This is a genomic window from Mycobacterium pseudoshottsii JCM 15466 (assembly GCF_003584745.1).
Classification (GTDB): domain Bacteria; phylum Actinomycetota; class Actinomycetes; order Mycobacteriales; family Mycobacteriaceae; genus Mycobacterium; species Mycobacterium marinum.
Window position 1 is genome coordinate 5,407,428 of sequence record NZ_AP018410.1, and the last position, 26,625, is coordinate 5,434,052.

Below are 26,625 nucleotides of genomic sequence, written 5' to 3' on the forward strand. Positions count from 1 at the left end.
CTGCAAGATGTGACGATTGCCTCAATGGATGCCTCAGTGGATGCCTCGATGCAGGACCTTCAAGGCAAGGTGGCCGTGGTGACCGGCGGGGCCGGAGGCATAGGCCGAGCCCTGGGGAAGCGCTTCGGCATGGAAGGCATGAAGGTGGTGCTCGCCGACGTCCTCGCCGAACCGCTGGACCGGGCGACCCGCGCACTCACGGACGAGGGCATCGAGGCGGTCGGCGTGGTTACCGACGTTACCGACTATTCCTCGGTCGAGGCGTTGGCCAAGGAGACGTTGCACCGATTCGGCGCGGTGCACGTGGTGTGCAACAACGCCGGCACCGGCGGGGTCTCCGAGGGCTACATGTGGGAACACGACCTAGCCGACTGGCACTGGGGGATAGATGTCAACGTCGTGGGCGTCATCCACGGCATCAAAGCCTTCGTGCCCATCCTGCTCGAGCGCGGCGAGGGACACGTGGTGAACACCTGCTCGGGCAACGGCGGGTTCGCGCCGATCGCCCGGGGGCCATGGGCGGGCCGGCCATGGCGGTCTATCCGATGACCAAGGCCGCCGTGCTCTGCCTGACCGAGAGCCTCTACACCCACCTGGAGATGACCGGGACGCGGGTGCGGGCGCATGCCCTTTTCCCCGGCGGTTTCCTCAACACCGGCATCTGGGAGTCATGGCGGCACCGGCCACAGCGCTACGCCGCGACCCAGACGCGCCGCACCCCCGAGCACACCCTGGCCGACGTCGTGGGTCGCTTCGAGGCCGCCGGCGCCCGCGTCGAGTTCACCCCGCTCGCCGCGGTCGCCGACCAAGTGGTGGAGGGAATACGAGCCGACCGGTTCTGGATGATGGGCCCGCCCACACCGGCCGATGAGGTGGTCACCCGCAAGGCGGCATCGATCGTGGCCCGCGCCGACCCCGACTACCTGGTGGATGTGCTCGGCCGCAACGCCGCCAAGGAGCCGGAAACCGAAGGAGGAAAGCGTTGATTACCAACGCAGTTCGCTATGGTCCCCGCCCACCCGAAGCGCAAGTCGACCATGAGATCGATGCCACCAAGGCACCCATCGCCACCGAGGCGGTGACCGTCACCTACCTCACCGATCCGCAGATCGTCGCGGCCGTGCTGCCCAAACCGCTGCAGCCGGCCGACGAACCGCTGGTGCGGGTCCAGCTGCAGCGGGTCCAGATAGCGGGCCGCCCGCCATTCGGGTCGGCGGTGTTTGCGGTGACCGCCCGGCACGGCGACCTGCAGGGCGATTACCCCTTTTCATGCCCCAGTCCACCGAACAGTCGGTCACCGGTGGGCGCGAAACATTCGGTGAACCAAAGAAATTGGCCCACATCGAGGTCGACCATGCCGGTAGCCGCGTCAGCGCCACCGTTGACCGGATGGGCTATCGGCTGATCACCGTCAGCGGTCAGGTGAGCGGCGGCGCGCCGTTGCCGCCCGACCAGGTGAACACCGAGTTCTACTTCAAGTTCCTGCGCTCCCCCGACGGCAACGGCATCACCGACCCGCACTTGGTCTACGGCGAATATCACCGCCACTACGAGCTGCTGGAGAACATCGACGGCAGCCTCGAGCTCGGCGAGTCTCCGCTGGACCCCGTGGCCGACATCGTGATTCGCCAGATCAGGTCGATCACCTGGTGCCGCCGGCGCACCATCCAGGTGGGTCGGATCGCCACCCGGGTACCCCAGGAGTGGCTGCTGCCCTATGTGCACCAGCGCTATGACGAACCCCATGACGCCCCAGCCCCGGCCACGCCCCCCAGCCCTGAGCCGGCCCAGGCATAGCCATGGACCGATACACGGTTATTTCGGCTGACTGCCACGCCGGGGCGGACCTGCTCGACTACCGCGAGTATCTCGAGGCGAAGTACCAAGACGAGTTCGACGACTGGGCCAAGACGTTTGTGAATCCGTTCGGCGACCTCAGCGAGCCGGACGCCGAACACAACTGGGACAGCGATCGTCGCAACGCGGAACTGGACTCCGATGGCGTTGCGGGAGAGGTCATCTTCCCCAATACGGTGCCGCCGTTCTTCCCGCAGGGCAGCTTGGCCGCTCCCCCACCGAGTACCGCCCGGGACCTCGAACTGCGGTGGGCCGGCCTGCGTGCGCACAATCGCTGGCTGGCGGACTTCTGCTCGTTGTCCCCCGAACGGCGCGCCGGGGTGGGCCAGATCCTGCTCGGGGACGTCGACGAGGCCGTCGCCGAAGTGGCACAGATCGCCAAGCTGGGGCTGCGCGGCGGCGTGTTGCTGCCCGGGGTTGCCCCCGGCACCGGCATCCCCGCGCTGTATGCCGAGCACTGGGAGCCGCTCTGGGCGGCGTGCGCGCAGGCGGGCCTGGTGATCAACCACCACGGCGGCAATGCCGGACCCAGCCCGATCGACGGATGGGGTAGCTCGCTGGCGGTGTGGGTGTACGAGTCGCACTGGTGGGCACATCGCGCGCTCTGGCACCTGATCTTCAGCGGCGTGCTCGATCGCTATCCGGATCTCACCGTGGTCCTGACCGAGCAAGGCACCGGGTGGATACCGGCGACCCTCGACTCACTGGACGTGGCGGCAGCCCGTTACCGGCGGCCCAATTCGGCCATCGCCCGCTTCGCCGGGCCCACCGCCGGCTCGCTGCCGCTGCAGCCCAGCCAGTACTGGGCCCGCCAGTGCTACGTCGGCGCCAGCTTCCTGCGCCCGGTCGAATGTGCACAGCGCCACCGAATCGGTGTCGACCGCATCATGTGGGGCAGCGACTACCCACACATGGAAGGGACCGCTCCCTACAGCCGGGAAGCGCTGCGCCACACCTTCAGCGACGTCGACCCCGACGAGGTGGCGGCCATGGTGGGCGGGAATGCGGCGGCCGTCTACGGCTTCGATCTGCAGGCCCTCGCGCCGCTGGCCGCCCGCATCGGCCCAACCGTCACCGAAGTCGCCGAGCCACTGGCAGCCATCCCCGCCGACGCGAGCAGCACCGCGTTCGAGCCCGACCCCATCCGCGCCTGGTAGCGAGAGGACTCTCCATGGAAGCCCGTAAGGCCCCGAACCCCCTGGAACCGTATGTGGTCATCTCCGCGGACTGCCACGCCGAGCTGCCGACCGAGCAGTACCGCGAGTACGTCGACCCCGACTACCGCGAGGACTTCGAGGTCTACCTGGCCGAGAAGGCCGCCGCGTCGCAGGTCGGTGGGTTCATCGACGAACAGTTCGCGCAGGACTGGTTCTCCGAGCACGGCGAGGGCATCGCCGGTGGCTGGGATGTGGGCCTGCGGGACAAGGAGCTCGACAGCGACGGGGTGGTCGGCGAGGTCATCTTCCCCGACGCCGACGCCGTTTCCGGGGTCGCCGGCGCGCCCTTCGGCGCCGGTCTGGCCCAGTCGGGCTCGCTCGACCCGGGGCGGGCCATGGCCGGGGCGCGGGCCCACAACCGCTGGTTGGCCGAGCTGTTCAGCCACAGCCCCGAGCGCCGCGCGGGCGTCGCGGTGGTGCCGATCCTGGCCGACGTCGACGCGGCGGTCGCCGAGATCACCCGGGCGGCGGAGTCGGGGCTGCGGGGCGGGATCATGATTCCCGCCCTGTGGGCCAGCTACCCGCCTTACCACGACCGTCGCTATGACAAGGTCTGGGCCGCCTGCCAGGACCTGCAGATGCCGGTACACACCCACGTCGGCGCCGCCCCGCAGCAGGAGTACGGCGAGCACCTGGGCATCTATGTCACCGAGGTGCGCTGGTGGGGAGTCCGCCCGCTGTGGTTCGCGTTGTGGTCGGGGGTGTTCGAGCGCTTCCCCGGGCTGCGCTGGGGCGCCACCGAGTGTGGCGCGTTTTGGGCCAACGACCTGCTGTGGCTGATGGACACGCGGTACCTGCGGGAGCACTCGGCCAAGAAGATGAGCCATCTGCTGGAGGGCGACCTGACGATGCCCCCCTCGGCCTACTTCGACCGCAACTGTTTTATCGGGGCCACCACCACCGAGCGCCGGGAGCTGGCGCGGCGCTACGAGATCGGGGTGTCCAACATGCTGTGGGGCAGCGACTTTCCGCATCCGGAAGGGACCTGGCCGCACACCCGGGAATGGCTGCGGCGATCGTTTTGGGACATCCCCATCGACGAGACCCGCCAGATCCTGGGCCTGGCGGCGGCCGAGGTGTACAACTTCGATCTGGACGCACTGGCTCCGCTGGCCGGGCGCATCGGTCCTACCCCGGCGGACCTGGGCCAAGACGATGCGGTGAGCGTCCCCAAGTGGGAGGCGGCCCGCCAGGCGCGCCGGCACTGGCTTACCGGCGCGGAGCCGCTGGCTGACCTGGTGCAGAACTAGGGCCCCTCACGGGACACCGGTTTCCGCGGTGTCGTCCAGCCATTAGTCGCCGCGCGCTGACCGGGCGCGCCTCATCGAGCGCACACGTTTTCTCATGGGTGAGACGTTGTGGGGTGTGGTTGGGGGGTGGGTGCAGTCGGTGGTGGGTGGGCTGCGACGGGGGGTGCGGTGGTGCGCCGGTGGGTGTTTTTCGTGTTGTGGTGATCTTGGTGATTCGTGGATAGGTCGTTGACCTGCGTCGATATCGTCGGCCGATCGGTGTTGGGTGTGGTGGGCTGAAGGGGCGGTGGGTGTGGTGTCGTTGGTCAGGGTGGCCCCGCAGGTGGTGGCCGACGGGGTGGGGAATTTAGCGCGTATCGGGTCCTCGATCGGGGTGGCCAACGCGGCCGCGGCGGCGGCGACCACCACGATGGTGCCCGCCGGTGGTGATGAGGTGTCGGTGGCGGTGGTGGGGTTGTTCCGCGGTCTGGGGCAGGACTACCAGCTCTTCGGCGCCCAGTTGGAGCAGTTCCATCAGCGTTTCGTGCAGATCCTGGATGCGGCCAGGACCGCCTATCTGGAGACCGAGACCGCCGCGGCGGCGGCGGTGGCCGATGGGCAGTTTCAGGTGTTGGCGGAGCCGGTGCAAACGCTGGGGCAGGCCTGGCTGGCCAGTCCGGCGGGTGAGCTGCTCGATCCGTTGGTCAATGCGCCGTTTGAGTCGTTGACCGGCCGGGAGTTGATCGGCAACGGGGCGGCGGGGGTCGCGGGTGTCGATGGTGGTGCCGGGCAGGCCGGGGGGTGGTTGTTCGGTGATGGCGGCCCGGGGGCGGCGGCCACGGCCACCAGTGCGGCCGGCCGTGGTGGGGATGCGGGGTTGATCGGTGCTGGTGGTGCCGGTGGGGCCGGGTGGGCTAACTCGGGTGTGGCCATGATGGCCGGCGGGGCCGGTGGTGATGGGGGTTTGGTGTTCGGTGATGGCGGGCCGGGTAGTCCCGGGGCGGCTTCGTTTGACCCCACCGTGGCCGGTGGCGCGGGTGGTCCGGGTGGGGATGCCCGCGGGATCGGTGACGGTGGCCGTGGCGGCGATGGTGGCCCCGGGGCCACCGGAGCGCCCGGCGGGCGGGGCAGCGATGGCGGGCCCGGCGGCAAGGGCGGGGCCGGCGGCCCCGGCTCACCCGGCGGAACCCCGGGCGCGCAAGGGTTTAGGGCCGGCGATGCCGGTAATGGCGGTGTGGGCGGGATCGGCGGCGATGGCGGACACATCAAAGGCCACGGTGGTGCCGGCGGAATCGGCGGCACCGGCGGCGCCGGCGGCATCGGCGGTGACGGCCAAGCCGGGTCGGCCGGGGAGTTTCCGGGAGACCGCGGCGGTTCCGGCGGGGCCGGTGCGCGCGGCGGCAACGGCGGCGACGGCGGGGCCGGTGGCGCTGGCGGTCATGCCCTCGCCGAGGGATTCCACGACGGCGCCGCCGGTACCGGAGGTATGGGCGGCAACGGCGCCGATGGAGGTGACGGCCATTCCGGTGACCCGTCGTGGCGCTCCGGAGGGGATGGCGGTAACGGTGGGAACGGCGCCTACGGGGGCAGTGGCGGGCAGGGCGGCCTCAGCGGTGACGGCGCCACCAGGGCCGCCCACGGTGTCCAGGGAACCATGGGCGACGGCGGTGACGGCGGCGATGGCGGCAACGGCTCCACCACCAGCGATCAACCCGACATCGACGGCGGCAACGGCGGGTATGGCGGCTGGGGTTTCAACGGCGGCAACGGGGGCAACGGCGGCGACGGCGGCACCCGCCCGAAGGGCGCGCTTTTCTTCAGATCCGGTGGTGACGGCGGTTTCGGCGGCTGGGGCGGCAACGGCGGGCACGGCGGCCAAGCCCCGTAGATCCTGCCGGGCCGAGGTGATCTTGCTGGGGGTTTGTGCGCGCGCTCCCCTGGTTCAACGACCAGATCGAGCACGGCCGACTTCCCCCGGCGGTACCGCTACCGAAGCCCTGTTGGGCGCACAGCGAAACAGCCGGGGGAAGTGCTACAGCTTCCGTTCGGGGAACCCAGCGAACCGTCACCGACCCGATCCGGGCCGGTCACACGGCACACCCATCGAGTGGATGAGCCGCTAAGGCTGGATTTCCCCGAAGATTTGCGAGGGGTTCCTAGACGGCGCTGACTCCTACCGCCTGGGGCCCCTTGGTACCTTGCTCAACCTCGAACTGAACCCGCTGGTTCTCCTCGAGCGAGCGATAGCCACTGCCCTGGATCTCCGAGTAGTGGACGAAGAGGTCCTTCGTGCCGTCGTCAGGAGTGATGAAGCCGAAGCCCTTTTCTCCGTTGAACCATTTCACAGTTCCCTGTGCCATTCACTTACTTCTTTCATTTAACTACCGGACGTACCAACAACGACCGGACAACTAGCGTAGCGCAAGCCGCAATCATTGAAACTGATTGCGTCCTATGACGTTTCCTGACGCATACGACCAGGCCGGGGACCCCGTCGGCGGCTGCCGGAACCCGCGGACCTCGGCCGCGGCGAACCATGCGGCGCCGCACCATTCCTCGGCGCGGCCCCCTTCTTCGGCGCGGCCCCCTTTTTCGGTGCGCCCGCCTTCTTCAGTGCCGCCACCTGCTTCGGCGCGGGAGCTTGATAGGGCGCAATGTCACCGACCAGCTCATGTACGGCGGCCGAGTCGGCGGTGACCTCTTGCGGAGTGACCCGGATTCCGGCACGACGCATCAGCGCATGAGTGTCCTTGCGCTGCTCGGGCAGCACGACGGTCACGACGTCACCCGCGTTCCCGGCCCGCGCCGTGCGGCCGGACCGGTGCAGGTAAGCCTTGTGCTCGGCGGGTGGGTCGATGTGCACCACCAATTCGATGCCGTCGACATGCACGCCGCGGGCGGCGATGTCGGTGGCGACCAGCACCCGCGCCTCACCCTTGCTGAAGGCGGCGAGGTTTCGATCGCGGGCGGGTTGGGAAAGGTTGCCGTGCAGATCGACGGCCGGGACACCGGATTCGGTGAGCTGCTTGGCAAGCTTGCGCGCTTGATGTTTGGTGCGCATGAACAGGATTCGGCGGCCGGTACCCGAGGCAAGGCGGTGCACCAGGTCCTTCTTGGCTGCCGCGCCCGAGACGTGGAACACGTGGTGGACCATCTGGGGCACCGGCGAATCGGAGCTATCGACCGAGTGCAGCACGGCGTCATGCAGGAATCGGTTGACCAGCTTGTCGACCCCGTTGTCCAGGGTCGCCGAGAACAGCAGTCGCTGCCCGCCGCTCGGGGTGGCCGCAAGAATGCGGGTGACCCCGGGCAGGAAACCGAGATCGGCCATGTGATCGGCTTCGTCGATCACCGTGATCTCGATCGAGTCGAGGCTGATCAATCGTTGCTTCATCAGGTCTTCCAGCCGGCCCGGGCAGGCCACGACGATGTCGACGCCGGAATTGAGCGCCGTCACCTGCCTGCCTTCCGGCACCCCACCGAAGATCGTGGTCACCCGCAGGCCATTGACCGCGGCCAAAGGTTGCAGCGTCGCGGTGATCTGGCTGGCCAACTCCCGGGTGGGGGCAAGAACCAGACCCGTGGGCCGGGCTGGGCGGCGCGGGCGCCCGGCCAGCCTGCTGACCATCGGAAGGGAGAAGGCCAGCGTCTTGCCACTGCCGGTCTTGCCGCGGCCGAGGACGTCTCGGCCGCCGAGCGTGTCGGGCAGCGTTTCGATCTGGATAGGGAAGGGATGGCTGATCCCGCGGGCGGCGAGCACCTCGATGAGCGATTCGCCCACGCCGAGATCAGCAAAGGTCGTACCAGTAGTCAATTTGATGTCTTTCAGGATCGGTTCCGCCGAGTGGGCAGCGAGATACGCGCGTTCGGTCAGTACAAGGTGGCGAAATTGCCGGTGGGCAAAATCGATCGCCGAGATACGAACTGCGCCGGCATCAGCCCCGAAAGCAGGGCGAGCACGGGGGGTGAAGAAGCGTTTCACGACGTGCTGACCATCGAATGCAACGGTCAACGTTGTTAGCAGCATAACAGCACAGCGACCTCGGACGTGCCCACCACCGCCGCCGGGTGGGCGTGAGTGCCCAACATCACTGCCCGTACAGTTATGTATGAACCGCGCTCTAGCGGTGATCGCAACTCTTCAACGCACCACCAGGAAGACCTGCGCGCGATACGATCGTCGTCGTTCGTCCTTCTGTCGACAGTGCTAACCAGCCGACCCCTTCATTGGAAGGACACCAAGTGGACAACTCGAACCTGTTCTCCCACCCGGAGACACCGGAATACATCGCCCCGGGCGAAACCTCTGGCCAACCGGTCAGCTACCCGACGTTTTCAGACCGGCCCGACAACGGATCTGCCACCTCGGCGACGTAATCATTCGAGACGACTGGCCGCGCGCCAAGGTCACCTCGATCAAACCTATTGGCCGCCAACCGATGTAGTGATCGTTCGTGCACCGCTACCTGGTGCCACTTGTGTTTCGGGCCAGCGTGGCACCAGAAGCGTTGGCAGCGACACCTTCTGAGGTATCGGCGGCGGGATCACGCATCAGCGCAGTCTCGGCGACGATTGTGTCACTGTCCGGCGCCCAAGCTCGGGCCCGGCAAACCATGCCCCAGGAGTTGAACCGAACCGGGCCAGCGACGCGCTCGTTTGGCACCGGTGATGGTGTCCGAGCCTGGGCGGCCTCGGTGGTGATAACCGCCCGCCGAAGCTCGGACACTTAGCACAAGCAACGAACCGCCGCGTGACGACGTAGACTTTTGTGGGTCGAGAGGCGTTGCAACGGTTCGCCGGTTCCCCGCCGGTATCCGCCACGCTCGGCAGAGTCAAGGACGCCTTCCGCTACGGAGGGAATAAACGTGAGCGCCTTTGAGCCGAATATCCGCCCTGACTGCACCGACGCACTGACGGCCACCCTCGGCCAGCGGATCATGGTGATCGACGGGGCGATGGGCACGGCGATCCAGCGGGACCGCCCGGATGAGGCCGGCTATCGAGGCGAGCGGTTCAAGGACTGGCCGAGCGATCTGGTGGGCAACAACGACCTGCTCAGCCTGACGCAGCCGCAGATCATCGAGGGAATCCACCGCGAGTACCTGCAGGCGGGCGCCGACATTCTGGAGACCAACACGTTCAACGCGAACGCGGTCTCGCTCTCCGACTACGACATGGCCGAGCTGGCCTACGAACTCAACTACGCCGGCGCGGCCCTGGCGCGGGCGGCCGCCGACGAGTTCAGCACCCCGGAGAAGCCCCGTTACGTGGCCGGGGCGCTGGGGCCGACGACGCGGACCGCATCGATCTCGCCAGACGTCAACGACCCCGGAGCCCGCAACGTCTCCTACGACCAACTGGTCGCCGCCTACCTGGAAGCCGCCAACGGCCTGGTCGACGGCGGCGCCGACATAATCATCATCGAGACCATCTTCGACTCCCTGAACGCCAAGGCGGCGGTGTTCGCCGTCGAAACGCTGTTCGAGGACCGCGGACGCCGCTGGCCGGTGATCATCTCGGGCACCATCACCGACGCTTCCGGGCGAACGCTGTCCGGTCAGGTGACCGAAGCATTCTGGAACGCGATCAGGCACGCGAAGCCGATCGCGGTGGGCCTCAACTGCGCCCTGGGTGCGCCGGAGATGCGGCCCTACATCGCCGAGATGGCCCGGATCGCGGACACCTTTGTCTCCTGCTACCCGAACGCCGGTCTGCCCAATGCCTTCGGCGAGTACGACGAGACCCCCGAGCATCAGGCCGGCTACATCGCCGAGTTTGCCGACGCCGGCCTGGTCAACCTGGTCGGTGGGTGCTGCGGGACGGCGCCGCCGCACATCGCCGAGATCGCCAAGGTCGTGGAGGGCAAGGCACCCCGCGAGCTGCCGGAGATCCCGGTGGCCACCCGGCTCTCGGGCCTGGAGCCACTGAACATCACCGACGACTCCCTGTTCGTGAACATCGGCGAGCGCACCAACATCACCGGATCCGCCCGGTTCCGCAACCTGATCAAGGCCGAGGACTACGACACCGCCCTGTCGGTCGCCCTGCAGCAGGTCGAGGTCGGTGCGCAGGTCATCGACATCAACATGGACGAGGGCATGATCGACGGCGTCGCCGCGATGGATCGGTTCACCAAGCTGATCGCGGCCGAGCCGGACATCAGCCGGGTCCCGGTGATGATCGACTCCTCCAAGTGGGAGGTCATCGAGGCGGGCCTGAAGAACGTGCAGGGTAAGCCGATCGTCAACTCGATCTCGATGAAGGAGGGCGAGGAGAAGTTCGTCCGCGAGGCGCGGCTGTGCCGCAAGTACGGCGCCGCCGTGGTCGTGATGGCCTTCGACGAAAAGGGCCAGGCCGACAACCTGGAGCGGCGCAAGGAGATCTGCGAGCGCGCCTACCGGATTCTGACCGAAGAGGTCGGCTTCCCGGCCGAGGACATCATCTTCGACCCGAACTGCTTCGCGCTGGCGACCGGCATCGAGGAGCACGCGACCTACGGCATCGACTTCATCGAGGCCTGCGCCTGGATCAAGGAGAACCTTCCCGGGGTACACATCTCCGGCGGTATCTCGAACGTGTCGTTCTCGTTCAGGGGAAACAACCCCGTTCGCGAGGCGATCCACGCGGTGTTCCTGTTCCACGCCATCAAGGCCGGCCTGGATATGGGCATCGTCAACGCCGGCGCGCTGGTGCCCTACGACTCGATCGACCCCGAGCTGCGGGAACGCATCGAGGACGTCGTCCTGAACCGTCGCGAGGACGCGGCCGAACGGCTGTTGGAGATCGCCGAACGGTTCAACACCAAGGGCAAGCCCGAAGACCCGGCCGCGGCCGAGTGGCGCAGCCTTCCCGTCCGCGAGCGGATCACGCACGCCCTGGTCAAGGGCATCGACGCGCACGTCGACGCCGATACCGAGGAACTGCGGGCCGAGATCGCCGCCGCGGGTGGCCGCCCGATCGAGGTGATCGAGGGTCCGCTGATGGACGGCATGAACGTGGTCGGCGACCTGTTCGGCGCGGGCAAGATGTTCCTGCCCCAAGTGGTGAAGTCGGCCCGGGTGATGAAGAAGGCGGTGGCCTACCTGCTGCCGTTCATCGAGGCGGAGAAGGCGCAGTCCGGCTCCACGGAGCAGGACAAGACCAACGGCATCATCATCATGGCGACCGTCAAGGGCGACGTCCACGACATCGGCAAGAACATCGTCGGGGTGGTGCTGCAGTGCAACAACTACACCGTGGTCGACCTCGGAGTGATGGTGCCCGCCGAGAAGATCCTGGCCGCGGCCCGGGAGTACGACGCCGACATCATTGGGCTGTCCGGCCTGATCACCCCGTCCCTGGACGAGATGGTCAACTTCGCCGCCGCAATGGAACGCGAGGGAATGCAGATCCCGCTGCTGATCGGCGGCGCGACCACCTCACGCGCGCACACGGCGGTGAAGGTGGCGCCGCGTCGCAGCGGCCCGGTGGTGTGGGTCAAGGACGCCTCCCGCTCGGTGCCCGTCGCCGCCGCGTTGCTCGACGACAAGCAGCGCCCGGGCCTGCTGGAGGCCACCGCGGCCGACTACGCGGCCCTGCGCGAGCGGCACTCGCAGAAGAACGAGCGGCCGATGCTGACGCTGGAGAAGGCCCGCGCCAACCGGACGCCGATCGACTGGGACGGCTACACGCCGCCGCTGCCCGCGCAAGGTCTCGGGGTGCGCGAGTTTCATGACTACGACCTGGCCGAGTTGCGCGAGTACATCGACTGGCAGCCGTTCTTCAACGCCTGGGAGATGAAGGGCCGATTCCCCGACATCCTCAACAATCCGGCCACCGGCGAGGCCGCCCGCAAGCTGTACAACGACGCTCAAGAAATGCTCGACACCCTGATCCGGGAGAAGTGGCTCACCGCCAACGGGGTGATCGGGTTCTTCCCGGCAAACGCGGTCGGTGACGACATCGAGGTGTACACCGACGAGACCCGTGCCGAGGTGCTGACCACGTTGCACAACCTGCGCCAGCAGGGTGAGCACCGGGCCGGCATTCCGAACCGGTCGCTGGGCGACTTCATCGCGCCCAAGGACACCGGTCTTGCCGACTACGTCGGCGCCTTCGCCGTCACCGCGGGGCTGGGCAGCCAGACCAAGATCGTGGAGTTCAAGGAGGCGCTCGACGACTACAGCGCGATTCTGCTGGAGTCGATCGCCGACCGGCTGGCCGAGGCGTTTGCCGAGCGGATGCACCAGCGGGTCCGCGAGGAGTTCTGGGGATACCAGCCCGACGAGCAACTGGACAACGAGGCGCTCATCGGTGAGAGGTACGTCGGCATCCGCCCGGCGCCGGGCTACCCGGCCTGCCCGGAGCACACCGAGAAGACGACGCTGTTCGAGTTGATGGACGTGACCAAGCGGACCGGCATCGAGCTGACCGAGTCGATGGCGATGTGGCCCGGTGCCGCCGTCAGCGGCTGGTATTTCTCGCACCCGCAGTCGCAGTACTTCGTGGTCGGCCGGATGGCCCAGGACCAGGTCGCCGACTACGCCAAGCGCAAGGGCTGGACCCTGCCGGAGGCCGAGCGCTGGCTGGGCCCCAACCTCGGCTACAACCCGGAGGACTGAGGGCTCCACCGAGAAGCCGCCGCTGCGCGGCCCGAGCGGCCTGGCAAGGGCGACAGATTCATTGGGAGTTTGAGCCGGACGGGAGATGGCCGGACCGGTAGAGCGGGTGTGGTGGCGGCGCGGCGCTTGAGAGCGCCCTAATGCGGCCAGAGCGCCGCGCTACCGAGTCCGCCATCTGATCCCGCGGTCCTGACGCACGATCGGGCCGGGTCGAAATGTCAGCCACTTTTGCGGCGCCGCGCGAGGTGAAGTCCGAACGCGACGATGTATGCCGCCCTTCCAACCGTCGCATTGTAGACCCAAAAGCATTTCAACTTTAGTTGTATATCTCTAACTATAGTTGCAGCACCGCTCTAACTATAGTTGAATTGCTCTAACTTTAGTTACAAGCAAGGGAGCGCCCTCGGTGCAGCTGAACCGGCCATTCGCTACGGTGACGCCGACGTTGGACGGCGACGTTCTCGGCGTTCTGGCGACCAGCGAGGTGACGTTCACGATCACCCAGATCCAGCGCATCCTGACCACCGCGTCAGGGGAAGGCATCCGCAAAGTCCTCACCCGCCTCACCACCCAAGGTGTGGTACTCAATGATCAGGTCGGTAGAACCAACACCTACCGACTCAACACCGAACATCTTGCGGCAGAGCCGATCCTGGCGCTGTCGCGGCTGACCGCAACGTTCCTGGACCGCCTCGAAGCGCACCTCAAAGGGTGGGGAAAGACGCTCAAGTACGCCGCCGTGTTCGGCTCAGCGGCAACGGGCCGGATGACTCTCCACAGCGACATCGACCTGTTACTGGTGCGTGCCTCCGACCCCGAACACGATAGCCATCCAGAGGAACCGGAGGTGTGGGAACAACGGGTGGCCGAACTAGTACGGTCGGTCACCGCCTGGACTGGTAACGATGGCCGCGTCGTCGAGTACACCGAAGATGAGCTTCGCGCCGCAGCCGCCGCCGGTGAGCCGCTGCTAAGTGACGTGGCTAGGCAAGGCCTGACCGTCTCCGGGACACGTGCATGGCTCAATAGGCAGCTGCGTCCCATAGGCAAGGCCAAGGCGGCGAGGAGGGCCTGATGGCAGGGACGCGCGAGTGCAATTCCGTTGTCACCGCGGGGCGCCTGTCCAAGGCAGTTGAGTTCTTCGACGCCGCTGAGCATCTCGAAGATGAAATGCCCAACGCGGCGGGTGATCTGTTCGTGGACGCCGGTATCGCCGCGTCCGACGTCATCTGCTGCGTCCGACTCGGCGTGCATTCGTCAGGCGGGACTCACAGCGAAGCCATAACACTGCTTAGAACGGCCGGCAGCGGATCCGAAAAATACCTGAGCACCCTCCTCGGCCTCAAGAATAAGGCGGCCTACACACACCAGGATCTATCCACCGCCGAGTGCAAGAAGATGAACCGCGCTGCTTCCCATCTAGTCGAGACAGCCAAACGGGTCACCGCGTCAGCAAGCCACAAACCTGACACAGAAAAACAGCGGCAACCCGATCGGTGACCCCCACTGGAACAAGGCCATCAAGAAGACCGGCCTGGCGCCGCTCACGATCCACGACCTGCGCCATACCAACGCCAGCCGGCGAATGTATACAGCGATCTCTCTCAGATGAACTCGACCACGTAGCCACCAACCTCGATCGGCTCCACGACGTCGCACGAAACCAGGCGAACCGACAGGAACCGGACAAGACCACCCATCCATAGGGTGCAGTCATCGTGTCCATACAGGTCAAAGAGTGTGGCCAGGGGCGGGATCGAACCGCCGACCTTCCGCTTTTCAGGCGGACGGATTAGCCGCTGACCTGCGGTTTATTCGATGCTGCGCGTCAAATGCGCCGCATTGAGCTGCGCTGACGTATTCAGTCTGTCCGGCGAACGGACATAGACCGGACAAGGTGCTTGCACTCCTGACCAGGAGCTTCGGCGCTGCCGCCTGCGTTGTGGGCAGCCTTTGGGGCTCCAAGGAGCAGGCACCCCGATGCCCAGCATCGAATCATCAGCCGCCGTATCGACACCCTCGACGCGGGACTCGACATCGGCATCACAACACTCGTCTTCGCGGCATGGTGTCGCTGCCGCCTCGGTTGACGGGAGGTCGCGAGCGCCCGAGGCCGCCCAGGCCGCAGGGCGCGAGAACCACAGCGGTCGGCCGGACGTCGACCGAGGCACCGGCTTCAACCCGGCCCGGGCCGGCGGGCTTGTTATATGTGCCGAAAATGTCCGCGAGTCGCTCGCCGACGGGGTCGCGACTGGCGATCTGCGGGCGATCGACGCATTGGGGCTGCGGTTCCCAAGTCCCGAGATGGTCACCGCGGCTGCGGCACTGTTCGAGCCGGCAGCACCGTGGGCTTGCGGTCCTGGCCGTCGAGGCGCCGAACCTGAATCGGGTCGTTTTCGCATCACCGTCGGTCCCGGCGTCGTGCGACTCGGGTGGACCAATCCCGTCCGGGTCGAGAAAGCCGCCGAGCGGGGCGTCGGTTGTCACCAACGTGACGTTGACGATGCGAAGTTCCATTTCCGAAGTGACCTCGAAGGCGATGTCGGGCACGGTGATCGGGCCGTCGGGTCTTCGACACGACGGAGCCTTACGGCACCCGACCAGTGCAACACCGGCGGTGTCATCACTGAGTGGTCCCGCAAATCACGCTCGTCGATGTGCCGGACCTTCGCCGAGCTGGATTACACCCCTCTTGTGGAGTCTGGCCGCGTCCCGGCCATGGTCACTCTCACCTATCCCGGCGACTGGGAAGTCGTCGCCCCGGACGGCGCCAGCGTGAAGCGGCACATGGTGTTGTGGCGCAAACGATTTGAGCGCGAATACGGCGAGCCGGTTCGGCACATCTGGAAACTCGAGTTTCAGCGGCGCGGCGCACCGCACATTCACCTGTGGATGGCTCCGCCGACATCACCGGGTCGCTCCAGACGGGGCTTCGCTCACTGGTTGTCCGAGACGTGGGCTGAGGTTGTCGACCATCCCAACGCCGAGCAGAAGGCCCGGCACCGGCTCGCCGGGACCGCAATCGACGTGCGCAATGGCTTGCGGGCGTGCGATCCGAAGCGGCTGGCCATCTACTTCACCAAGCATTCATCACCAAACGTGCACGGCGACAAGGAGTATCAGCACATCGTGCCAGAACTATGGCGGGAGCCCGGCCGCGGGCCGGGCCGGTTCTGGGGTGTTTACGGACTCAAGAGAGCCATTGTCGTCGTCGAGGTGACCCAGGACGCGTACATCGCTGCCCGCCGGATCGTGCGGCGGTGGTCGCGGAACCAGGCGGTGTACGGCGATTCGGGTAGTCACTTCCCCACTTCCGTGGTCCCGCGCACGGCCACGCGCCTGGTCCCGCGCATCAACCGCGATACCGGCACTTTGACGTACCGGCGGGTCCGCCGACGACGAACGCTCTGCAATCAAGGCGGCCTGGCCGACGGATATGCCCTCGTGAATGACGGTCCAGCGTTCGTCGTCAAGCTTGCGCTCGCAATCACGTAGGCGCCGACCGCTTATTGGCCGCGCGATACTCACCTTCGGCGTAAGAATGCCTGGAAGACGCCTTTCAGTTCGGCGGTCTTGTCCTTGGCAGCACCGGTTAGATCGATTGCTCTGTCCTTGGCCGCGTCGGCCAAATCCGTGGCCTTGTCTTTGGCTGTCGCGACACCCTCTGTTCCCGTTGCCCGCGCTTTGTCCAAGGCTTCGCCGACGGCCTGGCGCCACCGCCTCGCATCGGTCGCCGCGTCGCCCGACTCGATGCCAAGGCGGTCGCGAAAAGCCACCACATCCGTCGCAATCTCGTTGCTCGACCGCACGGCCGCAGGCGCGTCGCGTGGATTGAGCAGTACTTTGGAGTTCGCGCCGCGGACCGTCTCGTTCATTTGGGTCAGTAAGCGGGCGGTGCTGCTCGAGATGAGACCCAGCCGCTTCTGACGGGCCTCAATCAGGCCCAGGCGGTGACTGTTGAGATCCTCGGGAGCGGAATCGAGCACCCGATCGAGTTCCAGCACGGCTAACCCGTCGTGGAGCTGGAAGCAGCGCGCGATGACCGCCAGCCACTCGCGCACCTTCGGCTCCGCCTCCTTGGTGGCCTTGGCAATCTTGCCGAGGTCGGCCTTCTTCTCCAGAGTCTCGGCGATGGCTTCAAATTGGCGTATGGCATATGCCTGCGTCCGCGCGAGCACGAATGAGCCCGACTGGATCTTCGACCAAGTGATCTCCGAAACCCGCCCAACCTGGTCGCGCACGGCGAGCGCTTCCTCTATGGCTAGGTCGACGCCGATCATCTCCGCCAAAGCCGCGTCCTTCTGTGTACGCAGGATGTCATCGACCTTCTCGTTGATCTCTTGGAGATACTCCACGATCTGGTCCATCTGCTGTTGCATCGCCTGTTGTTGTATCATCGTTGACACCGCCGACAAGGCCAACGGACCACTAAGCAGCTTCGTCGGGGCCTGAGCGATCTGAAGCCACTGCTTGATCTCACCGGGCTTGCCGATCATCGCGTGACTGACACCGGGGGTCTCGGTCGCCATCAGCCCGTATTGCTTGACGGCCTGCGCGGACTCAGCAGTCAGCTTGACCCAGCGTCCCGAGTTTGTGGCAACTTCCGAGCCGACTTGCATCGCCGTCCCACCCGTGCCCACGAACGACGAAAGACGGCGAGCATCCAGAACCTTCGAGGGCGCCCGGTCGAGGCCATGGTCAAGCAAGAAGCGCTCAACATCGGCTGAGTTACCGATCACGGCCAAACCATCGCCGTCGGTAACCAATTCGATCTCGTTGCCCATCTTTTCTCCGTTGAATCGAGACCATTGGGCAGCCACTCGGCTTGCCTTGCCGATAGACGCTACCGGCGCGCCCTGACGGGACGCGAACGATCAAGAAGCTACCCGCGCCGGTGTCGCTGGACGGCACTCTAATAACGTCGCGGCTCGCTGGCGTTGGAATTCAGCTCAGCGCCCGTCAAACCTAATTCGTTCGGGTGTAGCGATACGGCGAGTACGGATCTTAGGGTTTGAACATGGCCTCTCCATCACCACATTCCCGTTCACTGCAACGACGGCCGCCAGCCTGGCAACGTTGGGTGCTCAACGCACTGCACGGCTTCGATAGGCGCATCATTGACGACTGGAGAGCGCTCATGAGTAACCACCTCCAACGGTCAGGTGGTGCCACCCCAATGCGGACCGCTCAATACACCGTCGATGCGCTGCTCTATGTGGACAGACTCCGCTCAGCGACCGCACTGCTTGCTTCACACGGTAATCCTGCGGGGCGCCACCAACTGGCCGATGCCGCTCTCGACTTGAAGTCCGCTATCGACAGCTTATGTGAAGCACGAGACCAGCTACTGAAAGCTGCTGGCGCCGAACGAGTTACCTACGATTAGCCTCGGGAAATCAACATTGCGATGCAGAGCCCAGCCTGCCACCCTTTTCGTAACTTTCGTAACTTTCGTAACTATGCTACGCTTAGCTTCGTTCCGATGGTGAGATGAAAGGAAGTGAGACCCATGAGCAGCGCCTCCGCGGAGATTGTTAACCCGGTTCCGGCTGATGCCAATGGGCTTGCCGATGTACTCAGCTTCATCGAGGCGCACGAGGCCCGTCACGGGACCTCTCCTGAGCCTGCCTTTTTCCTGTCCGGTGCGAGCGAACATGACCGCGTCGAACTGACCGAACAGCTTCACGAGGTCCTCAAGCGTGCCGCCCACGCCCTCAGCCACGGCCAGTCGATCAGCATCCTGACTCGCGACCAGGAAATCTCCACCCAGCAGGCCGCCGAGATCCTCGGCCTCAGCCGCCCCACGGTGGTTCGCCTCATCCAGAACGGCGAATTAGACGCGCACGTGCCTGGCGCGGTGCGACGCAAGCTGCGGCTTGCCGATGTCCTTGCCTACCGCGAGGAGCTTCACGCCCGGCGCAACCGGTTCATCAGCGAAAGCTCGGCGGAGTTCGCGGATGCCAATGCCTACGAAGTCGCCGAGTTACTCGCCGAGGCGAAACGCAAGCGTTGACTTTCTGCGGCGTTTGAAAGACTCGCCCACGTGTATCGCGCTGTCCTCGACACCTGTGCCCTCGTGCCGAGCCTTCAGCGTGACTTCTTGCTGCAGTTGGCCGCCGAGGAGGCGTACGCGCCTGTCTGGGGATCTGGGATTCTCTTCGAGCTGAACTACGTACTGGCCGGCCTGCACGACAAGGGGGGAATCACCGATAGCGCTAGTCGCCGTCAGCACCTTTTCGACCAGCTGAAGGCTGCATTTCCTGGCTCAGAGGTTCACGCATCCAAAGACCGCGACTACAGCTACGGCCTCAATGATCCCGATGACGGCCACGTCGCCCACGCCGCGATCATCGGCAAAGCCGACGCCATCGTCACCGACGATGGCCGGGCCGGGTTCAGCACAGCACGCGTGCTCGTGGAGGCCGATATCGAGACCGTGCACCCACATCAGTTCGCCGCGAACACAGTGTCAGCACACCCGCATGCAGGAGTACGGGCGTTGCGAGAGATGTCGAATCGCCGAACCAACCCGCGGCAGACCCCGGAACAGATCCTTGAGCTGCTGGTGACACGGCACAACATGACCGAGGTCGCCGAAATTCTGCTGCCGCTGCTGGCGGAAGACATCCGGTGCCCGGGCTGACCAAACCTCAATCAACTTCACGCGACTGAAATTCACACACCGAAGACCGGACAAAAACCAGACGAATCAAACTATCCACCGAGTGCATGACCCGTATTTATGCAATTAGAACGTGGGGCCGCCCAGCAGACGGTTCGCCGCGGAGCCAATCGAACCGCTGCTGGCGGCGGCCAACCACGCCGAGGACCCCGTCGCACGGGTCGAGGACGTAGTGCTCATCGGAGTCCGCGCGGCTGGCCCTTGCGCGATCAACGCACCGGTACCCACCCGGTTGCCTACACCCCGGCGAGATCATGCCGCGTGCCGCCCAGAGCTGTCGCCACCGAGCAATACGCTAATCCGGTGGATCCGCGGCCGATCACGCTGAGCGACATCGACACGACCCGTGCGCTTCGCACCGACGACGAGCTTCTTCGCCTCGTCGCGGCGATCCACGGCTCCCGGCCCGAGGCCCAGGAGACGAACTGGCTGGAGTGGAAGAGCACCCTCGACCTCAGCGTCGCTGCGGGCAAGTTCGCGGTAGCCAAGGCGGTCCTCGGGTTCGCCAACCGGTCCGTCGACGATGCTAGGCCCCAATACGGCGGCGTCGCCTACATGGTCGTGGGCGTGGAACCCGGCGCCGCGGCTGGAATCCCTGCCGTCGACCACGCCGACCTCACGCCGGGGATCAAGACGTACGCATCCACCCCTCGGTTCACGCCGCGCACGGTCCGATTCGAAGGCGTCGAGGTGCTCGTCGTGGTCGTCGAAGCGCCTGAGCCCGGCGACCCGCAGCACACCCTGCAGAAGCAGTACGACAAGTACCACGCCGGGATCGTCTTCCACCGCGGGGCAGGGCGCACGGCGCCGGCGGGTCCCAAGGAGATTGAGATGCTCGGCCGCCGTCTCCTGCAGGGCGCGCAGCGGCCAGAACTGGACCTGACGCTGACGGCCACCGCGGACCCGCTCATCCGCCTCAGCATCGAGCGGGAGGACCTTGAGGACTGGCTGCGTCGGCATGAGACGTACGTCTGGGCCAACAGCGGCAAGCCCCCGGATCGGCCACCTCCACGCCCCAAGCCACAGCCCAATCCGGCTCGTCCGGCCTGGACCGCGTACGACACGTTCAGCTCCCTCGGTGACATCACCGGGCCGCTGGGGATGCTCCGGTACGCCGACCCAAAGGACGCCGGGGAGTTCGACCGCCGGGTCGGCGACTACCTCACCAGGCTGCGCAGCCGGCTGATGGACCACGTGCTCCGCCAGATCGTCAACGACGATGAAGCGAACACAGTGTGCTTCCAGGTCGGCAACGATACCGACGACCCGGTCTCCGGTGTGCAGTTGACGGTCCGCATCCGCAAGGGCGGGGTTCTGGTCCGCACCTGCCCGCCGAATGTCCGTGACCTTCCCCCGCTGCCGAAGTGGCCGGACCCGCTGGACCAGATGCGTGAGAACGCTCTCGCCGGGATGACCAGGGCGCAGGTCCCCGACTTCTTCCCGCATGCCGGGTCCGTCTCCGACAAGGGTGGCGTTTTCGAGGTCACGTGGAACGTCGGTGACCTCCGGCCGCGCGAGCAGTCTGGCGACTTCACACTGACCATCGTCGCCGGTAGAAACGCACCCGAGGAGATCGCCGTGGAGATGACCTCCAGTGCGATGGACCGCCGTGGCACCCGAACGAAAACCGAGCAGCTGACGGTCGCAGCGGAAGTGTGGACCCTCGACGACTTCTACAACGCCGAGCCGGAGGACTGACCGACTCTAGATGAGGGTGAACAGGTTCTTCAGATCGCCACCCGACGCGAGGTTCTGGCTGCGCTGGCGGTACTCATCCCGCTGCTTGCTGGCGTAGACGTCGACCGCCTGCCCGGCGACCGTCGCACGCACCGCTGTGTACAGCGCTTTCTGCGCAATGACTGTGGCGAAGTCGGCGATGCTGTCGCAGGCAGCCGACGACAACGGCCCTCCGTGAATCGCCGCGTTGCGCGACCGCGTGAGCCTGGCTACCCGGTTCTCAAGGCGCTGCTGCTCGATCGCGAACGCTCCACCGAGAGAAGCGCCCGAGGACAAGATGTCGTCGGTCTCGTTGAGCTGGCGGGATAGCCAGTGATCGGCGTATATCCGTTTCAGCACGGCCACGTGGTCCAAAGTCTTCTGCCGGTTGATGCGGAAGCCCCAGCTACCATCCGTGATGTCTTCGCGGATAGTCAGCAACTCCGCGGGGATCCGAGCACCCGGTGAACGATCGGGAACGTGCTGCACGACCGCGGCGAATACGTCGCGAACTGCGCGGTTGGCGAACGAAGTGACGGTGTACTCGTCGAAGAAGTACTCGGCGACGAACGCGTACCACTTGTGGCCCGCGAGAGGAGCCGCCCACCTGTTGCAGTGCTCAATGGCGCGAACCGCGGCCATGATCACGGCTTCGGGGTCGGACCGCGGAGCATCCGCGAGTGCTGCTTGGAGGCGCAGGACGGGTTGAAGCAGAGGTACGGCCTCAGCGGTGATCACGTGACCGCGGCCCATTGCGCACCGGCAGGACCCATCGCCGCGCGCACCAGCGGCCGGGCCGGCGTCGCCCATGGTTCGCCCAGCCGATGTTGTCGATCCACCAGCGGCCATTCGCCCCCGCCGACCGCAGTCAGCCAGGACACTGGGAAGGCGACCTCATCCTCGGCAAGAACCAGCGCTCGGCGATCGGCACCCTCGTCGAGCGCCAGACCCGGCTGATTCGACTGATGCACCTTCCCGCCCGTGACGCCAACTCCCTGCGCATCGCAATCGCCGCGACCTTGGGTGACCTGCCATCAAACCTGATCCGATCGATCACCTGGGATCAGGGCATCGAAATGGCCCGGCACACCGACATCACCGCGGACCTCGGCGTACCGGTCTACTTTTGCGACTCCCGCTCGCCGTGGCAGCGCGGCAGCAACGAAAACGCCAACGGGCTGCTACGCCAATATTTTCCCAAGGGCACCAGCCTAAGCACCCACACACCCGACCATCTGCGCGCTGTCGAATATGAGATCAATAACCGCCCCCGCCACACCCTCGAAGACCGCAGTCCCGCCAAACTTTTCACCGCGCTGCTAAGCTCACCAGACCATCAACTGTTGCGACGTTGACTGGAAGCCACCTTGCCGCGCCGGGGTCAGAATTCACGTGCCGCTGACATGGGCAACCTCGTGTGGGCGTGAAGTCTGATTGCAGGTGCGACAGCCTGACCGACAATGCTGGGTTGAGTTGTCATACTGCGGTGCGACGATGCTGGAATGACGATCAGGATCCCTCAGGGCCGTCCCAACAAGCGGTTCATGCGTTACGTGCGGCCGCCGGTCACGGAGAAGACCACTCCCTTGTTTCCAATACGGCCCGAGACGCGGCCAATGAGGCTCGGCATCGACGTCGAGTCGATCCCGCAGCCTCCTGCGGATGGCTACCTCACTGGCTTCCTCACCCGCGACGAGATCCAAGTCCACCTGCTGATGCCGAAGGGGATGGATCAGCCTCCAGATGCATGGTCGACGCTTCTGGATAAGCCGATGCTACACACTGTTGACTTCACCACGGTCACCGACGCCGGCCGATTCATGGACGCGGCGGAGTTCCACATCACGACGAATACCGAATCGGAGGAAGGCTGGTCGGTTGCGCGGTTCTTCCCGATTTTCCAGCAGTTCGACGAGCAGACCGCTCCTGCCGACGCGCCTGTTCTATGCCTCGATGAACGCCACACCGCCGCTGCCTACGCCGCCGGCGCCGGAGCCGTAGAGATCGACGTGATCGTCACCAATCGGGCCGTCGCCGGGCGCACAGATGTCGGAGACAACGACATCGTCGTCACGGTAACTCCCGACGACGCGGTTGCCCTCATCGGGCACTATTTGCGAGTCACCTCGAACCCGGTCGTGGCCATAGAGCGCGGTCAACTCCTGGGTGGCGGCGCGTGGGAGACGACCGAGTCGACGGGAACCATCGTGAACTCGTACCTGTGGGGCGTTACCAGCGCGATGACGTTCTTCGACTTCGCCGCGGCACATGCCGCGGCCGCGCAAGGTGGTCCCGTGTGCGCCGAGGCTTTCAATTCGATCCTCATCCGGTTGGCCCGCGCAGCATGTGCGCTGGACCACATGCTCGCCGCCTTGTCCAACCCTTTGGACAAACGCAGGAGCGACGTAGTCGAGACAGCCGCTGAGGCGTTCGATCGTCAACTCCTCTACCTTGCAGCAGCATTCGACATCTACGGACGCCTGTACGCATGGCTGCTCGACACGTCGAAGGATCACAAAACCATTCGAAACCGGTCACTGGACTCACGCGACTTCGTTAACAAGCTGGTCCAGAAGCAGTATGACGAAACGTTGCTCGACGATGTGATCCGCTTACAGAAATACGCTTGGGTCTGCAAACACCTGCGCAACCACATCCACGACGGCATCCTCCAGGTCGTGCCGCAGCCCGGACGGCAATATGGGAACGCCACTAATGCCGCGCTGATGCTAGGCAGGATACAGCATTTCGCACCTGAAGCTGGGAATCTGGACCAGTCCCACTACGACGACCTCGGAGTGTGGATGGCAGAACCCATTTCGCCCTTCGGCCCCCAAGTAATGTCCGCCGATTTGGCCACTGCTGGGTTCACTCTGATGGGAGCAGCTTTGGAGTACGTCGAAGCGTTCACGCGACTGATCCTCTGCAACAAACCCAACACCATGATCGCCGCCGAGCAAGCTGCCGCAGCGAAAGAGTCGACCGATGAAACCGTGACCGACGAGGAGGATCGCGCTCCAGCTCCGAGCCGATTCCTGGGGTGCGTTGAAGTGCCGCTGGGACACGTTGATCCTGAGCCACCCGAACGAGCGAAGTTTCACCGGGCGATGTTCGGGTGGCACCCAGCGAGCATGGTGTAGCCGTCCAAGGAACAAGCGGCCGGTTCGACGATTCAGATCGACCACGACGACGCGTGCCAACCGGCGCGACGGGGTGCCGTCGACCAACATCAGCGTGTCGGTGGGGGCCACTAGGGTTTGTTCCAGCCGTCATCCGTTGACCGCCAGGGCAGCGATGGGTCGGCCGTCGGCACTGACGATGGAGTGATATGGCTTGGACTACTGAAGCGGCGTTCGCCCGCTTCTACGAGGAAGTTAATCTACCTGGAGACCATCGCACAACGGCGAATGCGCGTCGAGACTGGGTGTTAGACCGGTTGCGCAACAACGGCATCGAGGTACTGGAGGCGATAGCCTTCGGTTCAATCCCGCGGTACACCGCGCTAAAGGAGCATGCGGACGTCGACGTGATGGCGGTGCTCCACTACGGCAAACACATCAAGGACCGCCGACCGTCGCAGGTGCTGCTCGCGGTGAAAAATGCTTTGGGGACCGGGCAGGCAGGGGCAGGACGGCGTAACGGACAAGCCGTCACGGTTAGCTTCCAGTCCTGGCCCAACATCGATGTTGTCCCAGCGTTACGAGTGAACGATAACAATGGGAAGGTCACAGGGTACGAAATTCCCGACATGAAACGCGAGATCTGGTTGCCGACCAACCCTCCCCAGCACAGCAGCGACATCGCCGCGGCGGTTACGGCTCGGGGGTCCCGCTTCCGGCGAGTGATCACGATGCTGAAACACTGGAATCGGCGTCAGCCGGTTAAGCTGCAGAGCTATCACCTCGAAGTGATCGCGCTTAAACTATCGACATCGTGGGACGATTATAGTTGGCCTATCTTCAAGTGGTTCGAGCTTGCGCAGTCGGAGATCCACTGGTGCTGGCACGCAGGTCAAGACGTCTCTGGGTATCTCAACTACGAACAAAGGCAGGCGATCACGGCCCAGCTCGCAAGCGCCACCAACACCGCGCGTAGCGCGTGGCTGAAGGCATGTACGGACAAGCACAGTGAGGCGATTTCACTGTGGCGCAATGTTTTCGGTATGAAATTTCCGACCTACGGATAACAGGGTGCGCAGATGGACACCGAAGACCACGACTATACGGCCCCTGCCGCCGCCGATATAGCCGAGGGGGCGCTGCGACTGTTGATTGCCCAGCGAGCCCTGTATGCAAAGGCGAAGCGCTGGACTTACCTGCGGTGGATCGGGTTTAGCGTGATGGGCATAGTGGCACCGCCGTTGGCAGTTTTCTTTCCCAAAGCCGCGGTTGTGGTGGGAGCGGTCGCTGGCGTCTGGATCTTCCTGTCGCGCAACATCTTCAAAGCTTTCGAGGGGAAACTCGCCGCTCAGGGCGCGGCGGTCCAGGAAGATTTCGACAGGCTCGTCTTCGACATGCCGCCGCTGGCTACGAGAGTACCGCGCCCCACCCCTGAAGATGTCGCCGAGCTCGCTGGCTCGGATACAGAGGTGCTGGACCGCGCCAAGCAGGGCGGTCTCCTGGGCTGGTACCCGCTGGATCGCGGCGCCGCAGGAACGGTGTGCGTGGCTATAGCGCAGCGGGCAAACGCGGCCTATTCCGAACGGCTGCAGCGCCTCAACGCTCGTTACTGGCTGACAGTGTTGGTCGTCTGGACGGTTGTCATTGTGATGACCAGCATGATTATCGGTACCAGCCTGACGACGTTTCTGCTTGGTGTGGCAGCACCGCTGCTGCCGGCCTGCCTAGACATCGGTGAGCAGTTGCGGTCGTCTACGCAGGCGTGCGCCGACCGGCGCTCGATGGCCGATGACATTGAACACGCCGTACGCGGTACCAGAGACAACCCGCTCAACGACGAGGATCTGCTCGTCTGGCAGGAACGCCTCTACAGCCTGCGACGCTCAGCACCGTTGGTGCCCGACCTCATCTACGCACGGACTCGACGGAAGAACGAGGAGGCGATGAACTCCGCGGCAGCGGAGCTATGGGCGGCTGTCAGGCCAGTACGAGAATAATTGAGATCGGGTTTGCCCAGTCACGCTCGTCCACACACCAGGTGGTGGAACGTTGTGGGCGACTGGCTGGTACGGCAAGACCAAGTTCCGATCGCTGTGCGGGGGAGCTTCGACAGTCCGCTGCGCGTGGAAAACGCGCCGCGGTCTGCAACACGCCGAAACCATGTACGGAACCGCCGTACTCGGGAGGGCAGGACCGTGCCAACGA

18 protein-coding genes, 1 tRNA gene and 3 pseudogenes are annotated in these 26,625 nt (G+C 65.3%); 17 read left to right on the plus strand and 5 right to left on the minus strand.

The window, feature by feature from the left end; all coding sequences use genetic code 11:
• Positions 1-48: 48 nt before the first annotated feature.
• The 5 genes and pseudogenes from MPSD_RS24730 (at position 49) to MPSD_RS24750 (ending at position 6,191) form a co-directional block, all read left to right on the plus strand.
• Positions 49-986: pseudogene (locus MPSD_RS24730) on the plus strand (SDR family oxidoreductase).
• Positions 983-1,797 (plus strand): annotated as a pseudogene (locus tag MPSD_RS24735) (acetoacetate decarboxylase family protein). The pseudogenes MPSD_RS24730 and MPSD_RS24735 overlap by 4 nt, the downstream one beginning before the upstream one ends.
• Before the next feature lie 2 nt (positions 1,798-1,799).
• Positions 1,800-3,014, plus strand: a complete 1,215-nt coding sequence (locus tag MPSD_RS24740; RefSeq protein WP_012396356.1) for an amidohydrolase family protein — start codon at positions 1,800-1,802, stop codon at positions 3,012-3,014.
• 14 nt (positions 3,015-3,028) lie between these two features.
• Positions 3,029-4,324 carry an amidohydrolase family protein gene (locus MPSD_RS24745; protein ID WP_174524134.1) on the plus strand — a complete coding sequence of 432 codons (1,296 nt, stop codon included), beginning with the start codon at positions 3,029-3,031 and terminating at the stop codon, positions 4,322-4,324.
• A 295-nt stretch (positions 4,325-4,619) separates the two neighbouring features.
• Positions 4,620-6,191 (plus strand): PE family protein, encoded by a 1,572-nt coding sequence (locus MPSD_RS24750; RefSeq protein WP_232022664.1) that lies wholly within the window; start codon positions 4,620-4,622, stop codon positions 6,189-6,191.
• 268 nt (positions 6,192-6,459) lie between these two features.
• On the opposite strand, the gene MPSD_RS24755 is transcribed toward MPSD_RS24750, so the two are convergent.
• Together MPSD_RS24755 and MPSD_RS24760 are read right to left on the minus strand one after the other, a co-directional pair.
• Positions 6,460-6,663 (minus strand): cold-shock protein, encoded by a 204-nt coding sequence (locus MPSD_RS24755; protein ID WP_012396359.1) that lies wholly within the window; start codon positions 6,661-6,663, stop codon positions 6,460-6,462.
• A gap of 92 nt (positions 6,664-6,755) precedes the next feature.
• A complete protein-coding gene (locus tag MPSD_RS24760) occupies positions 6,756-8,117 on the minus strand; it encodes a DEAD/DEAH box helicase (protein ID WP_036427119.1) in 1,362 nt (453 codons plus the stop codon).
• A gap of 428 nt (positions 8,118-8,545) precedes the next feature.
• Here MPSD_RS24760 and MPSD_RS30335 point away from each other — a divergent pair, with 428 nt between their 5' ends.
• The 4 genes from MPSD_RS30335 (at position 8,546) to MPSD_RS24780 (ending at position 14,403) form a co-directional block, all read left to right on the plus strand.
• Positions 8,546-8,680: a hypothetical protein gene (locus MPSD_RS30335; RefSeq protein ID WP_012396361.1), complete on the plus strand. Its 135-nt coding sequence runs from the start codon at positions 8,546-8,548 to the stop codon at positions 8,678-8,680.
• Between the two features lie 488 nt (positions 8,681-9,168).
• Positions 9,169-12,903, plus strand: coding sequence for a methionine synthase (metH, locus tag MPSD_RS24770; protein ID WP_020785883.1), 3,735 nt, complete (start codon positions 9,169-9,171; stop codon positions 12,901-12,903).
• A gap of 406 nt (positions 12,904-13,309) precedes the next feature.
• Complete coding sequence (locus MPSD_RS24775; protein WP_020785882.1) at positions 13,310-13,978, plus strand: nucleotidyltransferase domain-containing protein; 669 nt, start codon at positions 13,310-13,312, stop codon at positions 13,976-13,978.
• Positions 13,978-14,403: a hypothetical protein gene (locus tag MPSD_RS24780; RefSeq protein ID WP_086085195.1), complete on the plus strand. Its 426-nt coding sequence runs from the start codon at positions 13,978-13,980 to the stop codon at positions 14,401-14,403. Before MPSD_RS24775 ends, MPSD_RS24780 begins: the two co-directional genes overlap by 1 nt.
• A 241-nt stretch (positions 14,404-14,644) precedes the next feature.
• On the opposite strand, the gene MPSD_RS28295 is transcribed toward MPSD_RS24780, so the two are convergent.
• Positions 14,645-14,709 (minus strand) — tRNA-Phe (locus tag MPSD_RS28295).
• A gap of 174 nt (positions 14,710-14,883) precedes the next feature.
• Here MPSD_RS28295 and MPSD_RS24790 point away from each other — a divergent pair.
• A complete protein-coding gene (locus tag MPSD_RS24790) occupies positions 14,884-16,398 on the plus strand; it encodes a rolling circle replication-associated protein (RefSeq protein ID WP_020785881.1) in 1,515 nt (504 codons plus the stop codon).
• Positions 16,399-16,427: 29 nt separating this feature from the next.
• On the opposite strand, the gene MPSD_RS24795 is transcribed toward MPSD_RS24790, so the two are convergent.
• On the minus strand, positions 16,428-17,687 hold the full coding sequence (locus tag MPSD_RS24795; protein ID WP_020785880.1) for a hypothetical protein: 1,260 nt from the start codon (positions 17,685-17,687) through the stop codon (positions 16,428-16,430).
• A gap of 725 nt (positions 17,688-18,412) precedes the next feature.
• Between MPSD_RS24795 and MPSD_RS24805 the strand changes: the two genes are divergently transcribed.
• The 3 genes from MPSD_RS24805 (at position 18,413) to MPSD_RS24825 (ending at position 21,283) form a co-directional block, all read left to right on the plus strand.
• The gene (locus MPSD_RS24805; RefSeq protein WP_020785879.1) at positions 18,413-18,916 is read left to right on the plus strand and encodes a helix-turn-helix domain-containing protein; all 504 of its coding nucleotides are present in this window, start codon (positions 18,413-18,415) and stop codon (positions 18,914-18,916) included.
• 30 nt (positions 18,917-18,946) lie between these two features.
• Positions 18,947-19,546: a PIN domain-containing protein gene (locus tag MPSD_RS24810; RefSeq protein WP_015357246.1), complete on the plus strand. Its 600-nt coding sequence runs from the start codon at positions 18,947-18,949 to the stop codon at positions 19,544-19,546.
• 342 nt (positions 19,547-19,888) lie between these two features.
• Complete coding sequence (locus MPSD_RS24825) at positions 19,889-21,283, plus strand: hypothetical protein (RefSeq protein ID WP_232022666.1); 1,395 nt, start codon at positions 19,889-19,891, stop codon at positions 21,281-21,283.
• Between the two features lie 6 nt (positions 21,284-21,289).
• Here the strand turns inward: MPSD_RS24825 and MPSD_RS24830 are convergent, their stop codons facing one another.
• Positions 21,290-22,039 carry a hypothetical protein gene (locus MPSD_RS24830; protein WP_232022667.1) on the minus strand — a complete coding sequence of 250 codons (750 nt, stop codon included), beginning with the start codon at positions 22,037-22,039 and terminating at the stop codon, positions 21,290-21,292.
• Between MPSD_RS24830 and MPSD_RS24835 the strand changes: the two are divergent.
• The 4 genes and pseudogenes from MPSD_RS24835 to MPSD_RS24850 all read left to right on the plus strand — a co-directional run.
• Positions 22,036-22,656 (plus strand): annotated as a pseudogene (locus MPSD_RS24835) (IS30 family transposase); the annotation flags it as partial. The gene MPSD_RS24830 and the pseudogene MPSD_RS24835 sit on opposite strands and share 4 nt — an antisense overlap.
• Positions 22,657-22,803: 147 nt before the next feature.
• Complete coding sequence (locus MPSD_RS24840; protein WP_020785873.1) at positions 22,804-24,441, plus strand: hypothetical protein; 1,638 nt, start codon at positions 22,804-22,806, stop codon at positions 24,439-24,441.
• Positions 24,442-24,629: 188 nt separating this feature from the next.
• On the plus strand, positions 24,630-25,487 hold the full coding sequence (locus tag MPSD_RS24845) for a nucleotidyltransferase domain-containing protein (protein ID WP_036426240.1): 858 nt from the start codon (positions 24,630-24,632) through the stop codon (positions 25,485-25,487).
• A 12-nt stretch (positions 25,488-25,499) separates the two neighbouring features.
• Complete coding sequence (locus tag MPSD_RS24850; RefSeq protein WP_086085193.1) at positions 25,500-26,417, plus strand: S-4TM family putative pore-forming effector; 918 nt, start codon at positions 25,500-25,502, stop codon at positions 26,415-26,417.
• Positions 26,418-26,625 lie beyond the last annotated feature (208 nt).